Origin of the sequence: uncultured Faecalibacterium sp. (assembly GCF_900066275.1) — a bacterium.
In the GTDB taxonomy this organism is placed as follows: Bacteria; Bacillota; Clostridia; order Oscillospirales; family Ruminococcaceae; genus Faecalibacterium; species Faecalibacterium taiwanense.
In genome coordinates this window covers 20,184-39,884 of record NZ_FMFG01000008.1, presented here as the reverse complement: position 1 = coordinate 39,884, position 19,701 = coordinate 20,184, and the positions used below count along the sequence as shown (strand labels likewise).

General features: G+C 57.9%; 16 protein-coding genes. 6 read left to right on the top strand and 10 right to left on the bottom strand.

Translation table 11 applies throughout. From position 1 onward, the window contains the following. Nucleotides 1-325: 325 nt before the first annotated feature. Together QZL71_RS04765 and QZL71_RS04760 are read left to right on the top strand one after the other, a co-directional pair. Nucleotides 326-970 carry a rhomboid family intramembrane serine protease gene (locus QZL71_RS04765; protein ID WP_044953336.1) on the top strand — a complete coding sequence of 215 codons (645 nt, stop codon included), beginning with the start codon at nt 326-328 and terminating at the stop codon, nt 968-970. Between the two features lie 11 nt (nt 971-981). After that, on the top strand, nt 982-1,947 hold the full coding sequence (locus QZL71_RS04760; RefSeq protein ID WP_207698868.1) for a hypothetical protein: 966 nt from the start codon (nt 982-984) through the stop codon (nt 1,945-1,947). 57 nt (nt 1,948-2,004) lie between these two features. Here the strand turns inward: QZL71_RS04760 and QZL71_RS04755 are convergent, their stop codons facing one another. Together QZL71_RS04755 and QZL71_RS04750 are read right to left on the bottom strand one after the other, a co-directional pair. Continuing rightward, nucleotides 2,005-2,598 (bottom strand): twin-arginine translocation signal domain-containing protein, encoded by a 594-nt coding sequence (locus tag QZL71_RS04755; protein ID WP_294647996.1) that lies wholly within the window; start codon nt 2,596-2,598, stop codon nt 2,005-2,007. A 419-nt stretch (nt 2,599-3,017) separates the two neighbouring features. Beyond that, on the bottom strand, nt 3,018-3,536 hold the full coding sequence (locus QZL71_RS04750) for a gamma carbonic anhydrase family protein (protein WP_120081293.1): 519 nt from the start codon (nt 3,534-3,536) through the stop codon (nt 3,018-3,020). 153 nt (nt 3,537-3,689) lie between these two features. On the opposite strand from QZL71_RS04750, the gene QZL71_RS04745 reads away from it, so the two are divergent. Next, a complete protein-coding gene (locus tag QZL71_RS04745) occupies nt 3,690-4,973 on the top strand; it encodes a D-alanyl-D-alanine carboxypeptidase family protein (RefSeq protein ID WP_294647995.1) in 1,284 nt (427 codons plus the stop codon). Nucleotides 4,974-5,072: 99 nt separating this feature from the next. On the opposite strand, the gene QZL71_RS04740 is transcribed toward QZL71_RS04745, so the two are convergent. From QZL71_RS04740 to QZL71_RS04705, 8 genes are all read right to left on the bottom strand, one after another. Then, entirely contained in the window at nt 5,073-5,426 is a 354-nt protein-coding gene (locus tag QZL71_RS04740) for a PqqD family protein (protein ID WP_005940715.1), read from the bottom strand. Beyond that, complete coding sequence (locus QZL71_RS04735; RefSeq protein WP_097774115.1) at nt 5,426-7,315, bottom strand: OPT family oligopeptide transporter; 1,890 nt, start codon at nt 7,313-7,315, stop codon at nt 5,426-5,428. The genes QZL71_RS04740 and QZL71_RS04735 overlap by 1 nt, the downstream gene beginning before the upstream one ends. Nucleotides 7,316-7,767: 452 nt before the next feature. Then, complete coding sequence (locus QZL71_RS04730; RefSeq protein ID WP_294647993.1) at nt 7,768-8,535, bottom strand: biotin--[acetyl-CoA-carboxylase] ligase; 768 nt, start codon at nt 8,533-8,535, stop codon at nt 7,768-7,770. After that, nucleotides 8,532-9,023 (bottom strand): YfcE family phosphodiesterase, encoded by a 492-nt coding sequence (locus tag QZL71_RS04725; RefSeq protein WP_223388447.1) that lies wholly within the window; start codon nt 9,021-9,023, stop codon nt 8,532-8,534. The genes QZL71_RS04730 and QZL71_RS04725 overlap by 4 nt, the downstream gene beginning before the upstream one ends. Before the next feature lie 40 nt (nt 9,024-9,063). After that, the gene (gene rsmI / locus QZL71_RS04720; RefSeq protein ID WP_120081296.1) at nt 9,064-9,921 is read right to left on the bottom strand and encodes a 16S rRNA (cytidine(1402)-2'-O)-methyltransferase; all 858 of its coding nucleotides are present in this window, start codon (nt 9,919-9,921) and stop codon (nt 9,064-9,066) included. 3 nt (nt 9,922-9,924) lie between these two features. Then, on the bottom strand, nt 9,925-10,599 hold the full coding sequence (locus QZL71_RS04715; protein WP_223388446.1) for a tRNA1(Val) (adenine(37)-N6)-methyltransferase: 675 nt from the start codon (nt 10,597-10,599) through the stop codon (nt 9,925-9,927). Between the two features lie 141 nt (nt 10,600-10,740). Next, on the bottom strand, nt 10,741-10,908 hold the full coding sequence (locus tag QZL71_RS04710; RefSeq protein WP_005937576.1) for a DUF362 domain-containing protein: 168 nt from the start codon (nt 10,906-10,908) through the stop codon (nt 10,741-10,743). Between the two features lie 286 nt (nt 10,909-11,194). Next, on the bottom strand, nt 11,195-12,148 hold the full coding sequence (locus QZL71_RS04705; RefSeq protein ID WP_154255968.1) for a PSP1 domain-containing protein: 954 nt from the start codon (nt 12,146-12,148) through the stop codon (nt 11,195-11,197). 413 nt (nt 12,149-12,561) lie between these two features. On the opposite strand from QZL71_RS04705, the gene QZL71_RS04700 reads away from it, so the two are divergent. From QZL71_RS04700 to galE, 3 genes are all read left to right on the top strand, one after another. Further along, nucleotides 12,562-16,506 carry an efflux RND transporter permease subunit gene (locus tag QZL71_RS04700; RefSeq protein WP_294647991.1) on the top strand — a complete coding sequence of 1,315 codons (3,945 nt, stop codon included), beginning with the start codon at nt 12,562-12,564 and terminating at the stop codon, nt 16,504-16,506. A 608-nt stretch (nt 16,507-17,114) separates the two neighbouring features. Further along, nucleotides 17,115-18,188 carry an aldose epimerase family protein gene (locus QZL71_RS04695; RefSeq protein ID WP_294647990.1) on the top strand — a complete coding sequence of 358 codons (1,074 nt, stop codon included), beginning with the start codon at nt 17,115-17,117 and terminating at the stop codon, nt 18,186-18,188. Nucleotides 18,189-18,584: 396 nt separating this feature from the next. Next, on the top strand, nt 18,585-19,610 hold the full coding sequence (gene galE, locus QZL71_RS04690) for a UDP-glucose 4-epimerase GalE (RefSeq protein WP_005937424.1): 1,026 nt from the start codon (nt 18,585-18,587) through the stop codon (nt 19,608-19,610). Nucleotides 19,611-19,701 lie beyond the last annotated feature (91 nt).

Genomic DNA, 19,701 nt, shown 5'->3' with positions numbered 1-19,701 from the left:
TAGGGCTGATGCCTTTTTGTTGTGGAAAACCCGGTGGAAAAAGTGGAAAACCTCATGGAAAACTCGCCCTTTTCTTCACAAAAACGGTGGAAAACCCGGTGGAAAAAGTGAAAAGTTCATTCCAGACAGGAAACTCCATACACTTTCCGGTTGTGCTTTTGTGCCGCAAAATCCGCTTGACAGCTGTATTTTTGGGCGGAAGATGCGGCAGTTTTCCACACTGGGGCATTGCCTTGAATGCCCCGGCCAATCATGGTACAATAACAGCAGAAAAATGCGGCAAAACTCACCGATATCGGAATACAATGCGTTGGAGGCACCCTATATGAACAATTGGCTCAACCAGCTGGAGCGCAAATACGGCCGCTTCGGCATCCCGAATCTGACCAACATTCTGGTGGGCGGGCAGATCCTTGTGCTGGCCATCGAGCTGTTTGTCAACCAGACCGTCAGTGTCTGGCTGGCACTCAGCCGCTATTTTCTGCTGCGCGGCCAGATCTGGCGCATCATCACCTTTGCGTTCATCCCCTCTTACGGCGGCAGCATCCTCAGCGCGGTGCTGGGCATCTATTTCACATGGTTCATCGGCACAGCGCTGGAACAGGAGTGGGGCGATTTCCGCTATACGGTGTATCTGCTCTCCGGGATGCTGGGCACTGTGCTGGCCTGCCTGCTCACCGGCGTGACCGGCAGCACCTACTGCCTGTCCCTTTCGCTGCTGCTGGCCTTTGCCATGCTGTACCCGGAGGTGCAGGTGCTGCTGTTCTTTGTCATCCCCATCCGGGTAAAATACTTTGGCTTTTTTGCGGCAGCACTGTGGGTGCTCAGCTTTCTGGGCGCGCCGCTGCCGCAAAAGCTGAGCCTGCTGCTCAGCATGGCGAACGTCTGGCTGTTCTTTGGCCCGATGGCCTATCGTTCCGTCCGCGCATGGGTACGCCGTGAGCAGTGGAAGCGGAGAAACAGAAGGTAAGGAGAAACACCATGATGCTGGACCGCATGGAGGGCAATGCAGAACTGAAAAGCAGCGTGCAGCTGATGCTGGCAGCCCGCCGCCTGACCCACAGCGTGCTGCTGGTGGGTGAAGAGGGCCTTGGAGCCGGTTTTGCGGCCCGCTGCATTGCGGCAGATTATCTTTACCCTGCAGGCGGAGCGCCCGCTGAGGCCCTTCTGCGGGGCGAATGCTGCCGTGCTGTGGGTAAGCCCGGCGACCGCGACAGCGGCCATGTGGAGACCGGCATCGTGCGTGAAGCGATCAGCGTTTCCGGTATGGGCGCAGGCGGCAAATATCTGGTCAGTCAGGTCAAGGCTATGCGCAGCGAGATCTTCAACACCAGCCTTTCGGCCGAGGGCCGTGCCGTGCTGCTCTACCATGTGGAAAAGATGAACGAGGAATCTGCCAATGCCCTGCTGAAGGTGATGGAAGAGCCGCCGGAGGGGGTGCTGTTCCTGCTTACGGCGGATTCGCTGGCAGGCGTGCTGCCCACCATCCGCAGCCGCTGCGTCAGCTTTGCAGTGGCTCCTGTCTCGCCGGAGCAGTGCGCCCACTACTGCGCCGCACAGGGGGTGGACAAAAAGACGGCCGCGCTGTACAGCGAACTGTTCGATGGGCACATTGGCACGGTGCTTGCCGCCGCACAGGACGAAGCCCGCACCGCGCAGGTGGAAAAGGCCCTGCAGCTGGCAAAGGCCGCTGCCGACCGTGACAGCTATGCCGCAGCCTGCCTGCTGGCCGCCTACGAAAAGGACAAGGCCGGTGCCGCCGCCCTGCTGACAGACTTCCGTGCGGTGGCGGCAGCGGGCCTGCGGCAAAGCCCCCACGCACCGGTGCAGGGCATTGCCGCCCAGCGTGCCCTGCGTCTGGCCGAAGCCGCCATCCAGCGCCTTGGCGCGCAGGTGAACCCTAAAATCGTGCTCAGCGTGTTTGCGGCAAAGTTCCGCGCGCTGTAATGCAAAAAGAAAAACCGGAAGAGCATTGTGCCCTTCCGGTTTTTAGCATCATGATTTTTATTCAATAGCGGGGTCATCGTAGATGGGCTGATATTTAAAGGTGGCCGTTTTTCCGCCCAGTTTCAGCTCAACCGTAAAAACGCCTCTGACATTAAGGGAAGTCGTATTCACCGGGCCAAGGTCAATATAGATAGGAACAGTTTTACGCTCACCTTTGGCAACGGTTACGGAAGAAACATACTTGAAACCGGTTCCGGCGCTGTTCAGGCCAAAATTGCCCAGACTGCACACTTTCAGACCAGATTCGGTAGTACCATTATGTTTGCAGGTAAAATTACTGGTAGAAATCGTAACGGAAGAATCTGTGTTATAGGAGTTATCAATAGAAAGACCGGTGTAAAGATAATTATGCCGCCATCCGTCCGATTCGTAAGTAGTACGGGAGACCCAAGTGCCAGTCAGCGGCCCCATATCCACATAGGTGCTGCCGAATGTAGCAAAAGTACCAGTGTCAATGGTGGGCAGGGTCGGGTTGCCGGGGGTTGCACCATAACCTTCGCCGCAGCCAACCAGCATACTGCCGGCGGCAGCGACCAGTGCGGCGGCACCAGTGGCCTTTAAAAAGGTACGGCGGGGGATCAGTTCAGACATAAAAATCTCTCCTTTGATTGCAGGAAATCACAAAATACAAAAGCTGATGCAAACAGAAACTCCCTCCGGCGCTTGCGGTACACCGGAGGGAGTTTCTGTTTGGGGTATTGCTTTGGTGTGAGGAGGAATCATGTGCGGAAAGACGGTTGCGGCCCCGCCTCCCCGCAAGGTATAGTATACCCGATTTTAAGTGAAAAGTCATTACATTTCTGTGAAAAAACATCCCGCAATGAACTTTTTACAAAATTCCCCCAATGATAAAAACCAAACAGCGCGGTGTACAAAAATTCTGGTATTCCAGAATGACATAAACTGCCAATTTCACTATAGCAGACAAGACCGCAGGTGTCAATTAAAATGTCGGCTTTTTGGCGGAAAGACGAAAAAATGTGGCAAAAAACTGTAAAATCGGCACAGGGTCAGCCCTTGGCAAGCTCGGCAGCGTGAAGCTTGCCGTGCTCCACGTAGTGGGCGGCGTTGTGCAGGTTGGCCTCGATCTGGGCCGCGCTCACCTGCTTGATGACCCTTGCGGGCACGCCCACGGCCACCGAGTTATCCGGGATCACCATGCCCTCCGGCACCAGCGCACCCGCGCCGATGATGCAGTTTTTGCCCACGACACAGTGGTTGAGCAGGGTGGCGTGCATTCCGATGAGGCTGCCGTCCCCTACCGTGCACCCGTGCACCAGCGCACCGTGGCCCACGGTGACGCTTTTGCCCAGCATTACAGCACCGCCCACATCACAGTGCAGCACGGCGTTATCCTGCACGTTGGAGTTTTCGCCAATGGTCAAAGTGCCGTCGTCGCCGCGCAGCACGGCCCCGTACCACACTGTGGAACCGGCTTTCAGGATCACATCGCCTTGCACGGTGGCGTTGGGCGCAACGAACGCAGCCCCCTCGTCGCGGGGAACTTTTCCACAAAAGGACAGAAACATTGTTAAAAACCGCCTTTCTCTCTTTCTCTTTTGGCTGGTTTATGGTATTCTTTAAAGTAGTATAGCAAGCCAGAGCCTTTCCGGCAAGTAGGAGCTGTTTCAAAACAAAAATTTTTGCCGTGCGTCGGCAAGCAGATACAAGGGGGCACGCTCATGTTCAAAAACACCATCTTCCGCCGCATGACGGCGCTGGTGCTCACGCTGGCACTGGCCGCTGCTGCTGCACTGCCGGGCCTTGCGGTATATCCCATGCCCATCCAGACCGCCAGCGAGACCGAGGCGGTGTACCTGTTCAACGCCGACACCGGCAAGACCATCCTGAACCAGAATGCTGACCAGCAGCAGTATGTTGCCAGCCTGACCAAGCTCATGACGGCCCTGCTGCTGCTGGAAAGCGGCAAGGATCTGAACGGTGAAGTGACCGTGCCCACCGCGCTGACCCAGGAGTTCCGGGATATCCAGAACGCCAACGGCACCACTATGGGCCTGCGCATCGGCGAGACGGTGCGCCGCATCGACCTGCTGAACGCCATGCTCATCGTCAGCGCCAACGACGCCGCCAGCGTCATTGCCTACGATGTGGGCGGCAGCGTGCTGGATTTCGTCAAGCAGATGAACGCCCGTGCCCAGGAGCTGGGCTGCACCGGCACGAACTTTACCTGTGCCCACGGCCTGTTTGACTACGGCAACGTGTCCACCGCGCAGGATCTGGCAAAGATCGCCGCCGCCTGTGCGGCAAACCAGACCTTTGCACAGGTGGCGGGCACCGCCAGCTATGTCCTGCCGGCCACGAACCTCCGCAAGGCTGAGCACACCATCAGCAGCTCCAACAGCCTGATGAACAGCGAGAGCGCCAACTACCGGGAGTATGTCCGGTGGGTCAAGGGCGGCTTTACCACGCTGGCAGGCCGCTGCATCGTGGCCTTTGCGGAAAAGGACGGCCACACCTACGGGCTGGTGATCCTTGGCTGCGATACGCCGGACCACCTCTTTGCCGAGTGCGATGATCTGTTCGACTGGGCCTTTGCCAGCTTTGCCGACCGCCCGCTGGTGGACACCCAGACCGAGATCACCACCGTGGCGCTGACCAAGTGCCGCACCGAACCGACGGTGGCGCTGTATGCTGCCGCACCGGTCAGCGGCTACGGCCACGCGGACGATATCGTTACCTACTCCTTCGACCTGCCGGAGAGCATTGCGGCCACCGTCAAGAGCGGCAGTGTGGTGGGTACAGCCACCGTGTATCTGGACGGCGATGAAGTGGGCACGGTGGACCTTGTGACCCACCGGGAGTACGTCTCCGACTTCCGCACCGACACCAAAGCCACAGTGCTTCTGCTGTGTGCACTGCTGTTCATCCTCGCTGCATTAATGGCGGTCACTCTTGCCGCGGGCGGCAGCTCGCTGAACCTCAAAAAGAGAAGGCGCAGAAGATAAAATGCCGTGGCCACAGATGCGGCAGGTTGGAGCAGAAAAAAATAAGAAAAGCGGCGCTCAGTGCCTTGCAACAGGCTCTGAGCGCCGCTTCTTTTGCGCTTATTGGTTGAGGAACTTGATAAAGTGGTAAGATTCCACGATCTGGAAATACTTGATGATGCGCGGGTACAGGGGTTCGGCCTTTTCGCCGAACTGCTGCTTCATGCAGTCAGCAAGCTGTGCAACGGTCTTCTGGCCGTCGATCAGCGGCCAGAGATAGCTGCCGGTCTCGTCCAGATGCACCTGTGTGGTGCGCGGTTTATGGAACACTTTTTGCGCGATCGTATTGAACACACCGGTGTTCTCCACCTCAAGGGTGATAAAGCCGGTGGCTTCGTCTGTGTGCCAGCGCAGGGTTTCCGCCCGCTGCGGAATGAGGTCCAGATAGTTGATGGACTGCTTTTTCTTACTCATCAGTTCTTCTTTTTCTTCATGGAGAAGGCCAGCAGGCATGCGATCATCACGATCATCAGGACCACGCCGCCAATGTTGCCCAGATCAATGCTCAGGGCAGTGCTGATGCCGAACACGGCAAACACAGCCAGCAGGATGCCCACAAGGCCCTCGCCTGCGATCATACCGGCACAGAACAGTGTGCCGCGGGTGGTCTGCTCTTCCTTGAGCTTCGCGTCAACATTCTTGCGGCTGTCCATGAACCAGCGCACAACACCGCCGATCATGATGGAGGTGTTCAGGTAGATGGGCAGGTACAGGCCGATGGCGAACGGCATCACGGGGATGCGCAGGACCTCCAGAGCAATGGCAAGGAACACACCGGTGAACACCAGGTTCCAGGGCAGGTTGCCGCCCATGATGCCCTCGACGATCATCTTCATCAGGGTAGCCTGCGGTGCGGGGACCTCGGCACCGCCGTAGCCCCATGCGCTGTCCAGCAGGTACAGCACACCACCGATGGCCAGACCGGCGGCAATCACGCCGATCAGCTCACCGATCTGCTGCTTGACCGGGGTCGCACCCAGCAGGTAGCCGGTCTTCAGGTCCTGAGAGGTATCCGCAGCAATGGCAGCGCAGATGCAGATGACAGAGGCGATGGCCATGGAGCCGATCATGCCCTCGATGCCAACGTTGCCGGTGGCCTTCAGGATCATGGTAGCGATCAGCAGGGTGGCAATGGTCATGCCGGAGACCGGGTTGTTGGAACTGCCGATCATGCCGACCATACGTGCAGAGACGGTGGAGAAGAAGAAGCCGAAGATGACGATCAGCAGAGCACCCAGCGGGCTGACGGGGATGGCCGGAGCCAGCCAGATGATGAGGATGATGAGCAGGATGCCGCCCAGAATAAAGGGCATGGGCAGGTCCTTCTCGGTACGGGAGGTGCCGGAAGCACTGCCGCCCTTCATGCTCTTCATGGCATCACGGAAGGTGGATGCGATCAGAGGCAGGCTCTTGATCAGCGAGATGATACCGCCGGTAGCAATGGCACCTGCGCCGATATACTTGACGTAGTTGGACCAGATAGCGTCTGCACCGCCTGCTGCATACAGATCAGCAATGGTGGTGCCGGCTGCTGCCGGGTACAGGGAGATGTTTGCGCCGAACAGGCAGATCAGCGGGATAATGACCATCCAGCCCACCAGAGAACCGGTGAACATGTAGGAAGCGGTCTTGGGGCCGACGATGTAGCCCACGCCCAGCAGAGCGGGGTATACTTCCATGCCCAGAGCACCCTTGAAGGAGCTGAAGGCCACGGCAATGTCGGCGGGGATCATCTTCAGGCCATCGACGATGAACTTGAAGATGGCTGCCAGACCCATGCCGGAGAACACGGTGGAGGCGTTTGCACCGCCCTCTTCACCGGCCAGCAGAACGTCTGCACAGGCGGTGCCTTCCGGGTACAGCAGGGTGGCGTGCTCCTTGACGATCAGGGCGTTGCGCAGGGGCACCATGAACAGAACGCCCAGAATGCCGCCGCACAGGGCGATCAGGGTGATCTCCAGGATGCTGGGCTTGTCGCACAGGCCCTCTTTTGCCCACAGGAACAGTGCGGGCATGGTGAAGATGGCACCGGCGGCCAGGCTCTCGCCTGCGGAACCGATGGTCTGCACCATGTTGCTCTCCAGAATGGAGTTCTTCTTGAGCAGGACGCGGATCACGCCCATAGAAATGACTGCTGCCGGGATGGAGGCAGAAACAGTCATGCCGACGCGCAGGCCCAGATAAGCATTTGCAGCGCCGAAGACCACGGACAGGATGATGCCCATGATCACAGAGGTCGCCGTCATTTCTGCGGTGATCTTTTCCGCAGGAATATACGGCTTGAAGGATTCTTGATCTTTCATGTTTGCTCTCCTTGCGACAGCACAAGCGCCTTGCTTTTTGGGGCAGGGCGCTTGTGCTGTCCGTTTTCCGATTTCCTAAACACGCGCATCCCATCCAAAAGGACGCGCTGGCACATACTCTATTATACTAAAGTATGACTGAATTGGCAACTGGAAATGTACACAAGAAATTTACAAAAAATTCGTTTATTCAAGCATTTTGCGGGAAATTTGGGCAAAAGCGTGCGAAAAAATTCCATATGATCCAAAAACTGTACGCATATGGAGAACAGCTTTGCGGAAAAGAATGCCTTTTAACAGCGTGCGCGCCTGTCCAGAGGAAGGATGGAAAAGCTTTCCTTTTCCCTGCTTTCGGCGGGCCTTGGACAAAGCTGAAAAAAGCCCCGGGTCTTTCCTCGACTGAACCAGCCGAGGAAAATTCCCGGGACGCTCATATATTATAAAGAGTGCTTTTACACGGCCCCATAGATGCCGTGCACCGATACTTCGCCGGTAAAAACGTGCACTTCGCCGCTGTCGGTGCGCACCACCAGACGGCCCTCTTCGTCCACATCGACGGCTTCGCCTGCACCCTGCCCGCCGTCCGGCAGGTCGAAGGTGACCCGGCGGCCCAGATTGACGCAGGCGGCCTTGTATTCCTCCCGGAAGGGTGCAAAGCCATCGCGGGCAAACACATACATGTTGCGGTCAAAGCCAAAGTCGGTCAGGCCCTCGGCCAGCCATGTGGGGTCGGTGGAAAGATCCACCTTTGCGCCCTGCAGCGCCAGCGAGGTGCCATTGGGCAGACCGGCGGCATCAAAGTAGCTCTGCGGCTGGGCCAGATTGATGCCGATGCCGCACAAAATGCCCCGGCCCTGCTGCTGGTAGCCGTAGCTCACACTCTCGCACAGGATGCCCACGATCTTTTTGCCGTTGAGCAGAAGGTCGTTGGGCCACTTGATCTGGCAGTCCACGCCGTAGCGCAGCTTGAGCTGGGTGCGCACGGCAAGGCTTGCCAGCAGCGGCAGGGTGGCAGGCTGGGCCAGCGGTTCCCGGATGGCTGCCGTATAATACAGGGCCTTGCCCTCGGCGTTCACCCAGCTGCGGCCCAGACGGCCGCGGCCTGCGGTCTGGTTCTCGGTATACACCGCACCCACCGGGCCGAACTCTTCAAAATGCTCCTTCACGTAAGCGTTGGTGCTGCCGCATTCCGGCAGATAGCGCACCTCATTGATGCTCATTGTTTGGGTACCTCTTTATGTTCATAGGCAGTCACTTTGCCTTCGTCCAGCGTCAGGATGCCGTAGGTGTCCGGCCCGGTGTAACACCGGCCGCAGGAGCCGGGGTTGAACAAAAACACCTTGCTGCGGGTCTCTGCATGGGGGATGTGGGTGTGGCCGAACAGCGCCACCTCGGCACCCCGGGCAGATGCGGCATCTGCCAGCGTATCCAGATCGTATTTCACACCGTACATATGACCGTGAGTGTAAAAGATCACCACGCCGTCAAAGGCGGCAAGGCCGTCGGTGGGTTCCAGTGCACCGTAATCGCAGTTGCCCGCCACCGAGTAGGCCCGCAGCTTGGGGTACAGCGTCAGAGCCAGTTCCAGATCCCGCAGGCCATCGCCCAGAAAGATCAGGGCATCGATGCTTTTGCTCTCTTTCATCAGCACGCGCTCAATGGCGGCACGTCCGCCGTGGCTGTCGCTCAAAACCAGAAGCTTTGTCACAAAAGGGGTCCTCCTCTATTACCATTTACCTGAGATGCTGTCATTCACCAGCCTGCTGGCCCTGTTGCAATACCAGCAGCTGCTTGTACACTTCGCTTTTAGAATAAGGTGTGCCCTGTGCCGCCGCCTTGGCTGCGGCGGTGGGGCCAAAGCCCTGCCCGGTCAGCTCCAGCGCCCGATGCGCTGCCTGCTCCAGCGTCAGCTCCTGCTCCGGGTCGGCGGTCTCCGGCGCACCGGCCATCACCAGCACATACTCGCCGCGCGGCTCGTTGGTCTTGTAGTGCTCCACCGCCTCGCCGAGGGTAGTCTTCCAGATATCCTCGTGCAGCTTTGTCAGCTCCCGGCACAGAGTGATGCTGCGGTCTGCGCCAAAGGCATTGGCCAGATCGTCCAGCGTGGTGCGCAGCTTGTGGGGCGCTTCGTAAAAGATGGTGGTGCGCTTTTCCTGCAAAAGCGCAGCCAGCCGCTCTTTTTTCTGCTTGCGGTTCACGGGCAGAAAGCCCTCGAACACCCAGCGGGAGGTGTCCTGCCCGGACACGGCCAGCGCTGTGACGCAGGCGGAAGCCGCCGGCACAGGCACCACTTTGATGCCCCGGGCCAGTGCGTCCCGCACGATCACCTCGCCCGGGTCGGAGACGCAGGGCATGCCCGCATCACTGCACAGGGCACAGCTCTCGCCTGCTTCAATGCGGCGCAGGATGCCCTCACCCTTCTGCAGGGCGTGCTCATAGTAGCTGACCATGGGCTTTTTCAGGCCCAGAAAGTTCAGCAGCTTCATGGTCACACGGGTGTCCTCGGCGGCAATAAAGTCTGCCGCGCCAAAGGTGGCCGCTACGCGCGGCGGCATATCGTCCAGATTGCCGATGGGCGTTGCCACGATATAAAGAGTTCCTGCCATAGTTTACCTCCCATATAACGCCGCACCGGCGCTGATCAACACATCCGGCTCCACCCGCAGGCCGGTCTTGCGGTTCTTCTGCGCTTCCACAAGGAAGAGCCATGGCGCGCCGTCCGCCTTGTTCTTTACAAAGGCCAGCCGCTTCGGCTCCAGCCGGTTGGCCCGCAGCACCGCCAGCACCTCCGCCAGTCGTTCCGGCCGGTGGCACAGCGCAAAGCGCCCGCCGTCCTTCAAAAGGCGGAACGCACACTGGCACACATCGTCCAGTGTGCAGGTGTTCTCGTGCCGAGCAAGGGCGTGGGCTGCGTTTTGGCTTTGGGGCCCATCCGTGAAATAGGGCGGATTGCACGCACACACGTCAAAACTGCCCTCGCCCTGCCGGAAAGCGCGCAGGTCGGCACAGACAGGCTCAATGTGCCCGATGTCCTGCTCCTGCACCGCAGCGGAAAGCAGAGCGCTGCCCTCGGGCTGCAGCTCCAGCCCCATGCAGGGGCCGCGGTGGCCGCGGTCGTGCCATTCCAGCGCCACGATGCCGCAGCCGGAGCACAGGTCTGCGGCCTTCTGGGCGCGCTTTGGCTCACAGAAACGGGCCAGCAGCAGCGCGTCGGAGCCAAAACGATGCTCCGGCGAGCAATAAACCATAGTTCTATTATACAAGACTTCGGTAGAATGTTCCATAGATAAGTGTGCCGTACCCTCTCAAAAAAATGCGTGGAATTGCTCGGGGAATTTGTGCGAATTACTGCAAAACAAAAAAGCAGCAGACCTGCTTTGGACAGGCCTGCTGCTTTTGATGCGTTTTTTGTGCAGCTGCTAAAATTATTCAGCAGTGATAGCACCGGTGGGGCAAGCACCCTCGCAAGCGCCGCAGTCGATGCAAGCGTCTGCGTTCACAGAAGCAACACCATCAACGGTGATAGCGCCAACCGGGCAAGCGCCCTCGCAAGCGCCGCAGCCAACACATGCGTCAGAAACCTTGTGTGCCATAATAAACTCTCCTTTTTATCTCCGTGCCCGAAGTATTGTATGAAGAGTCATGTATGGCACGGCTGTGCATGTCTCTCCGGAAATCATATCCTTGCCTGCATTTTAACAAAGCAGGTGAGAAAAGGCAAGACTAACCGTGACCCGAAAAACACAAAAGTCTGTTTTTTGTTGGGTTGCACAAAAGCACAGGCTAACTTATGGCCAAATTTGCAGGAGTTTTTTGGCAAAAATCACGAAGAACAGTTAGTTTTAGCAGACTAACCCCTCAGAACTTCCGGCGCGTCCCTCACTCCTTTTCGGCAGCGCGCTTCCGGGCGCAGCCGCCGCCCGCGCAGCGCTTTTCGCCATCGTCGGAGGAAGCCACCACCGGGGCCGGGTTGCGCACGCCGGAGTAATCGTCGTCCGGGTCCGGGCGGCGGGGCGCACGCTTGCCGCCGCTGATATATTCGCACACGCCCACCTTATAGTAACGGGGCGAAAGGCTCTCGGTGCCGCAGCGCACCCGCAGATAGCCGGAAACCGGGTTCACCTCCAGCACGGTGCCAAGACCGTCCGGCGTGCGCACGGTGCTGCCCACCATGGGCATGATGCTGTTCAGGTACTCGTAGGCGCTTTCCTCGTAGGCAAGGCAGCACATCAGCCGGCCGCAGGCACCGCTGATCTTGGTGGGGTTCAGCGAAAGGCCCTGCTCCTTGGCCATCTTGATGGAGACGGGCTGGAAGTCCTTTAAAAAGCGGCTGCAGCAGAAGGGCTGGCCGCAGATGCCAAGGCCGCCGATCATCTTGCTCTCGTCCCGCACGCCGATCTGGCGCAGCTCGATGCGGGTGTGGAAGATACCGGCCAGATCCTTGACCAGCTCGCGGAAGTCCACGCGGCCATCGGCGGTAAAGTAGAACATGATCTTGGAGCGGTCTAGGGTATACTCGGCCTCCACAAGCTTCATTTCCAGGCCATGGCGGGAAATGCACTCCTGACAGGTGCGGTAGGCGCGCTTTTCGTCCTCACGGTTCTGGCGCATCCGGCGGATATCCACGCTGTCGGCCATGCGGGTAATGGGCTTGAGGGCCTTGGGCACTGCCGCATCGGCGATCTCCCTCACGCCCTGCACCACCTCGCCGCACTCAATGCCGCGGGCGGTCTCCACGATCACATATTCGCCGGTTTTGATGTCGGCCCCGGCGGGATCAAAATAATAGCTTTTGCCGTTCTCTTTGAAACGGACGGAAATGACTTTTTTCATAGTGTTCCTCGTTTTTATCGGTCGAATCTATAGGATAAGGCCCGAAAAAGAGCCTGCTGATCCATTCTGTACTCTAGTATAACATATTCAAATGCACATTTCCACGCAAAAAACAAAAAGCGGCTCTGGCGCTTCGGCAGAAAAATTTTAAAAAGGTGCAACAATCTGCCCTGCTGCCGCGTATCCATAAAGGAAGACTGACCGAATTTGGTCGCACCCGCAGCCGGAAAATGGAAAAACGGAACGGCAAATGTTAAAATCTTGCGAAAGTATCCAAAGAATCGCAAAAGAATCCCACCCCGCTCTTGCAAGGCGGGGGCTTGCGTGTATAATAAAAATGTTGAAGTGTAGCCTTTCCCGCAGGGAAAGCAGCTGTCCTGCTTTGCGGCAAGGCAGAGAAACGGTAGGAGAAAATGGAAAAATTCAGTGTCAAAAAGCCGTTTACGGTGCTGGTTGCAGTGGTCATGATCCTGATCCTGGGCTTTGTGGCGGTCACAAAGATGGATACGAACCTGCTGCCCAACGTGAACACACCGTATCTGATGGTGGTCACCGTGTATCCCGGCGCAAGCCCGGAGCGCGTGGAGAGCGAGGTCTCGGATGTGCTGCAGAACTCGCTCACAGTGCCGGGCGTGTCCAAGATCACCGCAACATCGGCAGAAAACTACAGCCTGCTGCTGATGGAGTTTACCGAGGATACGGATATGAACAGCGCGCTGGTCAAGGTGTCCAACAAGCTGGATCAGGCCAAAAGCGACCTGCCCAGCACCTGCCTGACCCCCTCCATCATTGAGTACAGCCTGAACATGAACGCTTTCATGACGGTGGCTGTCAGCCGCGAAGGTGCCGACCAGTACGAGCTTTCTGAGTTTATCCAGAACACCCTTGTGCCGGAAGTGCAGCGCAAGGGCGGTGTGTCCAGCGTTTCGTCCAGCGGTCTGGTGGAAAAGCTGGTGCAGGTGCAGCTCAATCAGGATAAGATCGACGAGATCAACGCAAAGCTGCTGGAACTGATCGATACCCAGCTGGCTGAAGCCCGCTCCCAGCTGGAAAGCGCCGAGGCACAGATCACCGCCGGACGCAAGGAATACGAAAAGCAGCTGAAAAACTTTGGCAATACGGTGTCCAACTCGGTCATGAGCCAGATGAGCACCGAGGTGGGCGCCGCAGTGGAAACGGTGCGCGCGCAGGCGCAGGCTCTTCTGGAGAGCGTGAACAGCCTGATCGCTGTGGTCAAGGAGCCTGAGATCCAGCAGGCCCTGATCGAGGTGCGCGACGGTCTGCAGAAGGTCATGGACAAGTTCAACGAGACCGGTATGCGGGATATCGACTCTCTGATCGATATTGTGGCTGAGCTGCGCACCATTACCGATAAGCTCACTACCGCCCTGCAGAAACTGCAGGAGCGCGTGAACACCGAGACCGGCTCCGAAGGCAGCACCGCAGAGGATCTTGCCAATGAGATGCAGCTGCAGGAAAGCCTGAATGTGGTCTATAACACGCTGGAAAGCACCATCAAGGCCATGGACAATGTGCCCCAGCTGATGACCGAGTTCTCCGGCGCACTGGGCAGCTTCTCCCAGCAGCAGCTCAACGCCTATATGCAGTTCACCGAAGCGCGTGAAATGCTGAACGAGTACGAAAAGCAGCTGGAGGCTGCCAAGGCAGAGTACGAGACGGCCAAGACCAACGCTCTGGCACAGGCCGATGTGACAAAGCAGCTGGACATTGAAACGCTGGCGCAGCTCATCTATGCCCAGAACTTCTCCATGCCGGCCGGTTACGTGCAGGATCAGGACGGCGAGTCCTGGCTGCTGAAAGTCGGCGAAGAGTACAACAGTGTGAAGGATATCAGCGGTGCCCTGCTGCTGCATGTGGAGGGCTACGGCGACGTGCGCCTTTCTGATGTGGCGGATGTGGAGGTCATTGATAACTCCGCCGACAGCTACACCCGCCTGAACGGCGAAAAGGCATCCATCCTCAAAATCTATAAGAATGCCACTTCCAGTGCAGGCGAGGTCTCCGACAACTGCCTGACCGCATTTAAAGAGCTGGAAAAACAATACGACGGCCTGCACATGGTGGTGCTGTCCAATCAGGGCAACTACATCACCATCGTCATCAACAGCATCCTCACCAGCATGGTGGTGGGCGCTGCACTGGCCATCATCGTGCTGGCTATCTTCCTGAAGGATATCAAGCCCACCCTCGTGGTCGGCATCAGCATCCCGCTGTCCGTTCTGTTCGCGGTGGTGCTCATGTACTTTACCGGGCTGGACCTGAACGTGATGACCCTGGCCGGCCTTTCCCTCGGCATTGGTATGCTGGTGGATAACTCGGTGGTCGTCATTGAGAACGTCTACCGTCTGCGCAGCCGCGGCGTGCCTGCGGCCCGCGCTGCCGTGCAGGGCACAAAACAGGTGGGCATGTCGGTGGTGGCCTCCACCCTTACCTCGGTGTGCGTGTTCCTGCCGGTGGTGTTCTCGGCCAGCATTGTGCGCAGTCTGATGATGCCCATGTCCCTGTGCATCGGTTACTGCCTGATGGCCTCCCTCATCGTGGCGCTCACGGTGGTCCCGGCGGCATCCTCTACTGTGCTGAAAAAAGCTGAACCCAAGCGCCTTGCCTGGTTTGAAAAGGTGCAGGAAAAGTATGCCCATAGTCTGGAATGGTGCCTGCAGCACCGTGCCCTGCCCCTGATCGCGGCGGTGGTGCTGCTGGTGTTCAGCGGCTGGCAGGTGCTGAACATGGGCGTGGAGCTGCTGCCCAGTATCACCAGCAACGAGGCGCAGATCACCCTGTCCACCGCCGACGGCCTGACCAAGGAGGAATCCTATGCCATTGCGGGTCAGGTGGCAGAGGTGGCCCTGAATGTAGAAAACGTGGAAGAGGTGGGCATCACCCTCGACACCAGCATGGCCGGTCTGGATATCAGCCAGCTGGGCCTGCCCACCGCCATTACCGATATCCTGAACTCCGCCAATGCCTACGGCAGATACAAGATCAACGTTATGATGAGCAAGAGCCTTTCCTCCCGTGAGGTGGAAAAGACCCGGCAGGCCATGGAGGATGCAGTGTCCCAGATCGAGAATTGCACCGCTGAGGTCAAGCTGTATGGCATGACCGATGATCTGACCAGCCAGCTGGCCACCGGCCTGTCGGTCAAGGTCTACGGCAAGGATCCGGAAACGCTGACCACCGTTTCCGAGAAGGTAATGGAGATCGTCAACGATACCGAGGGCTTTGCCAATGCGGACAACGGCCTTGGCAGCGGCGATGCCACCATTATCCTGAAGGTGGACCGCGACAAGGTGCGCGCCTACGGCCTGACCGTTGCGCAGGTGTACCAGCAGATCGCGGCAAAGCTCACCACCACCGCCACCGCCCAGACCCCCGTCACGGTGAACGGCACCACCATGGATGTCCAGATCACGGACAATCTGGACCCCGTCACCAAGGAAAACATGATGGAGCTTACCTTTGAGACCACCGAAATGTCGGCAGACGGCACAGTGACCAATGGTACCTGCACCCTGAACGATATCGCCAGCTGGACCACCGGCACCGCACCGGATGCCATTACCAGCGAGAACCAGACCGAGTTTGTCACCGTTACGGCAGATACGCTGAAGGGCTACAACACCATGGTGCAGTCCCGCGTGCTGCAGAAGAAGCTGGATGAGTACGCGGCCAGCGGTGAGATGCCGGAGGGCTGCAGCACCACGCTGGGCGGCGAGACCGAGGGCACCGACTACATGGTGAACGAAATGGTGCAGTGGATGGCTCTGGCCCTGCCCTTTGTATATCTGGTCATGGTGGCACAGTTCCAGAGCCTGCTGTCCCCCTTCATCGTGCTGTTCACGGTGCCGCTGGCCTTTACCGGCGGCCTGCTGGGCCTGCTGATCACCGGCCAGCAGCTCACCATGATCTCCCTGATGGGCTTCATCGTGCTGATGGGCACTGTTGTCAACAACGGCATCGTGTTCGTGGACTATGCAAACCAGCTGCGCATTGGCGGCATGGAGCGCCGCGCTGCGCTGGTGGCTACCGGCAAGACCCGTATGCGCCCCATCCTCATGACCACCCTGACCACCGTGCTGGCTATGCTGCAGCTGGTGTTCAGCGGCGATATGGCAAGCCAGCTGATGAGCGGCATGGCCATCGTCATCATCTGCGGCCTGAGCTACGCCACCCTGATGACCCTGTATATCGTTCCGGTGCTGTACGATATCCTGTTCAAGAAGCCGCCGCTCAACGTGGATGTTGGCAGCGACGATGATTTGGACGACATTCCGGACGATGCAGCCGAGTTCATTGCGGCGCAGAAGTCTGCGGGCACGGCACAGCCGGAAGCCTGACGACAGCATGACGATTTAGAATGCGCGCCGCTTTGCTTTGCGTATCATCAGCGGAAGAATTATTTATAATAGAGCAATGCCGGGCGGTCTGCGGACCGCCCGGCATTGCGTTTTCACGGGAAAGGTCGTAACGGGAAGCGGCATCTGCTGCTGTCGGCGTACCGCCGTCGCGCAGCGACTCAAAATCGGCGCAACACAAAAAATCCTCTAGCGGAGCGACTTGGATTTTTTGTATGGAGCCTTTCTGCTTTGGGGTTACTAGGGGCGAGCAGCCCCTAGTTCGTGCCTCCCGCGCCTCGAAAGTAGCGGGTGCTTTTCTGGTTCTCTTTTGGCACGCAAAAGAGAACGTACCCGGCGGTAATGCTTTTTACAAAAGGCATGAAACTTGATCCACGCGAAAACGCTCTGCGCGGGAAGCTCCTCTTTCCGGTTACATGCCCCGCCAACTGAATAATTTCAACAAAAAATAGCTGGAAAAATTGGATGCAAATTCTAAAATCCGTTCCCCACAAAGATATAAAACTGTGATATAATCATAAATAAGATAGAATACAGTGGAAGTCTGCCTGACTGTATGTCCGAGTAAAATCTGAGGAGGCGAATGCCCAATGGCACAGATCCGCTCCAAGCCCTTCGGTGTGACCAAACAGGGCGCAAATGTTACAGAGTACATCCTTTCCAACCCCGGCGGCCTGACGGTGAGCGTTCTGGACTACGGATGCATCATTAAAAACATCATCGTTCCGGCCAAGAACGGCCCGGTGGATGTCGTGCTGGGCCACGACACCATGGCAGATTATGAGGATGACTTCACGTCCTCCGGCAGCACCTGCTGCGGCGCGTTCGTGGGCCGCTATGCAAACCGCATCGAGAATGCCACCTTCAGCGTGGGCGGCAAGACCTATCAGCTGGAAGCAAACAACGGCCCCAACCACCTGCACGGCTGCTTCTCCCGTAAGCTGTACCGGGTGAAGGCCTTTGGCGACACCCTGCTGATGGAGGCCGAAAGCCCGGACGGCGAGGACGGCTTCCCCGGCAACCTGAAGCTGGCGGTGCGCTACACCCTTACGGAGGACAATACCTTCCGCATGGATTACCGCGTCTCTTCGGATGCGGATACCATCGTGAACCTCACGAACCACAGCTACTTCAACCTGAATGGTGAGGGCGATGTTCTGGGCCAGAAGCTGCGCATCTATGCCTCCAACTATCTGGAAGGCAACAATCAGACCTGCCCCACCGGTGCCATTCTGCCGGTGGCAAACACCCCCATGGATTTTACCGAGGGAAAGCTCATTGGCCGGGATATCGATACCGGCTTTGCCCAGACCACCATGGTGGGCGGTGGCTACGACCACTGCTTTGTGATCGACCGCGCCCGCGGCTCCAGCCAGAGCATCTGCGCATGGGTCACCAGTGAAAAGACCGGCATCAGCATGAAGCTGTACACCACCCAGCCGGGCATCCAGTTGTACACCGGAAACTTTTTGCAGGACTGCCCCACCCCCGGCAAGGGCGGCGTGCCCATGCAGAAGTACGGCGGCTTTGCGCTGGAGACCCAGCACTACCCCTGCAGCCCTTCCCACCCGGAGTTCCCCACCACAGTGCTGCGGGCAGGCAAGGTGTTCCGCGCCACCACCACCCTGCGCTTTTTCACCGGCAAGCAGTGCGGAAAATTGTAAAAAATGATGCACCACACAAAAACGTCTGCTCCGGCAGACGTTTTTTGCGTGGCAGGAGGAGAACTTCCCCAGTCGCCTACGGCGACAACCCTCTCAGTCTGCTCCCGATGGTCGCAGCCAGCTCCCCCAAAGGGGGAATCTGGCACGGCGTAAGCCGTGACTGAGAGGGTTCTCCCGTCCCCATTTCTATGTTTTGCACAAACCGTGCCTTTTATCCATGACAAAATACAAAAAAACGTTTTTAAATCAAAACCTCAAAAACAAAGATGCAACAAAAATTCATCTAAATAGAAGACGCATCCCTTGATTCTGAGCCATAAAAGCGGTATTCTTTAGGCAAGGCCGGGGAATGCCGGCATCAACTGTAATGTAAATGAGTGAGAGAGGTACTAGGCTATGGCAATTTTGGTTTCCGGCGGCGCCGGTTATATCGGCAGCCACACCTGCATCGAACTGCTGAACGCTGGCTACGACGTTGTTGTGGCAGATAACTATTACAATGCATCTCCGGTGGTGCTGGACCGCATCAAGCAGATCACCGGCAAGGACTTCCGCTTTTACAAGGCAGATATGACCAAGCACGAGGATGTGGAGCACATCTTCTCTGAGTGCCCGGACATTACTGCTGTGATCCAGTTTGCAGCCTACAAGGCCGTGGGCGAGAGTGTTTCCAAGCCCATTGAATACTATTACAACAACCTCAACTGCACGCTGGTCATTCTGGACGTGATGCGCCATCACAACTGCCACAACTTCGTGTTCAGCTCTTCCGCAACCGTCTATGGCGACCCCGCCAGCGTGCCCATCACCGAGGACTTCCCCACCGGTGCCACCACCAACCCCTACGGCACGACCAAGGTGTTCACCGAGCGCATCCTGCAGGATGTGTGCAAGGCAGACCCCAGCCTGAACGTGGCCCTGCTGCGCTACTTCAACCCCATTGGTGCGCACAAGTCCGGCCTCATCGGCGAGGACCCCAACGGCATCCCCAATAACCTCATGCCCTACATCGCCAAGGTGGCCGTGGGCAAGCTGGAAAAGGTGCATGTCTTTGGCAACGACTATCCCACCCCGGACGGCACCGGCGTGCGCGACTACATCCACGTGGTGGATCTGGCCCGCGGCCATGTGTGCGCCATCAAGAAGCTGGAAACGAACTGCGGCCTGTTCATCTGCAATCTGGGCACTGGCAAGGGCTACAGCGTGCTGGATGTGATCCACGCATTCTCCAAGGCCTGCGGTAAGGAGATCCCCTATGTGATCGACCCGCGCCGCCCCGGCGACATTGCCGAGTGCTATGCAGACCCCACCAAGGCAAAGAACGAGCTTGGCTGGGTGGCGGAATACGGCATTGAGGAAATGTGTGCCGACAGCTGGAACTGGCAGAAGAACAACCCCGATGGCTACCACACCGTGAAGTAAACGCATAAACCTCCAAAGCCGTGCATTCTCTGAAAAAGAGGGTGCACGGCTTTTTTGCGTGAGCTCCCTCAGCCAAAACCTGACGGTTTTG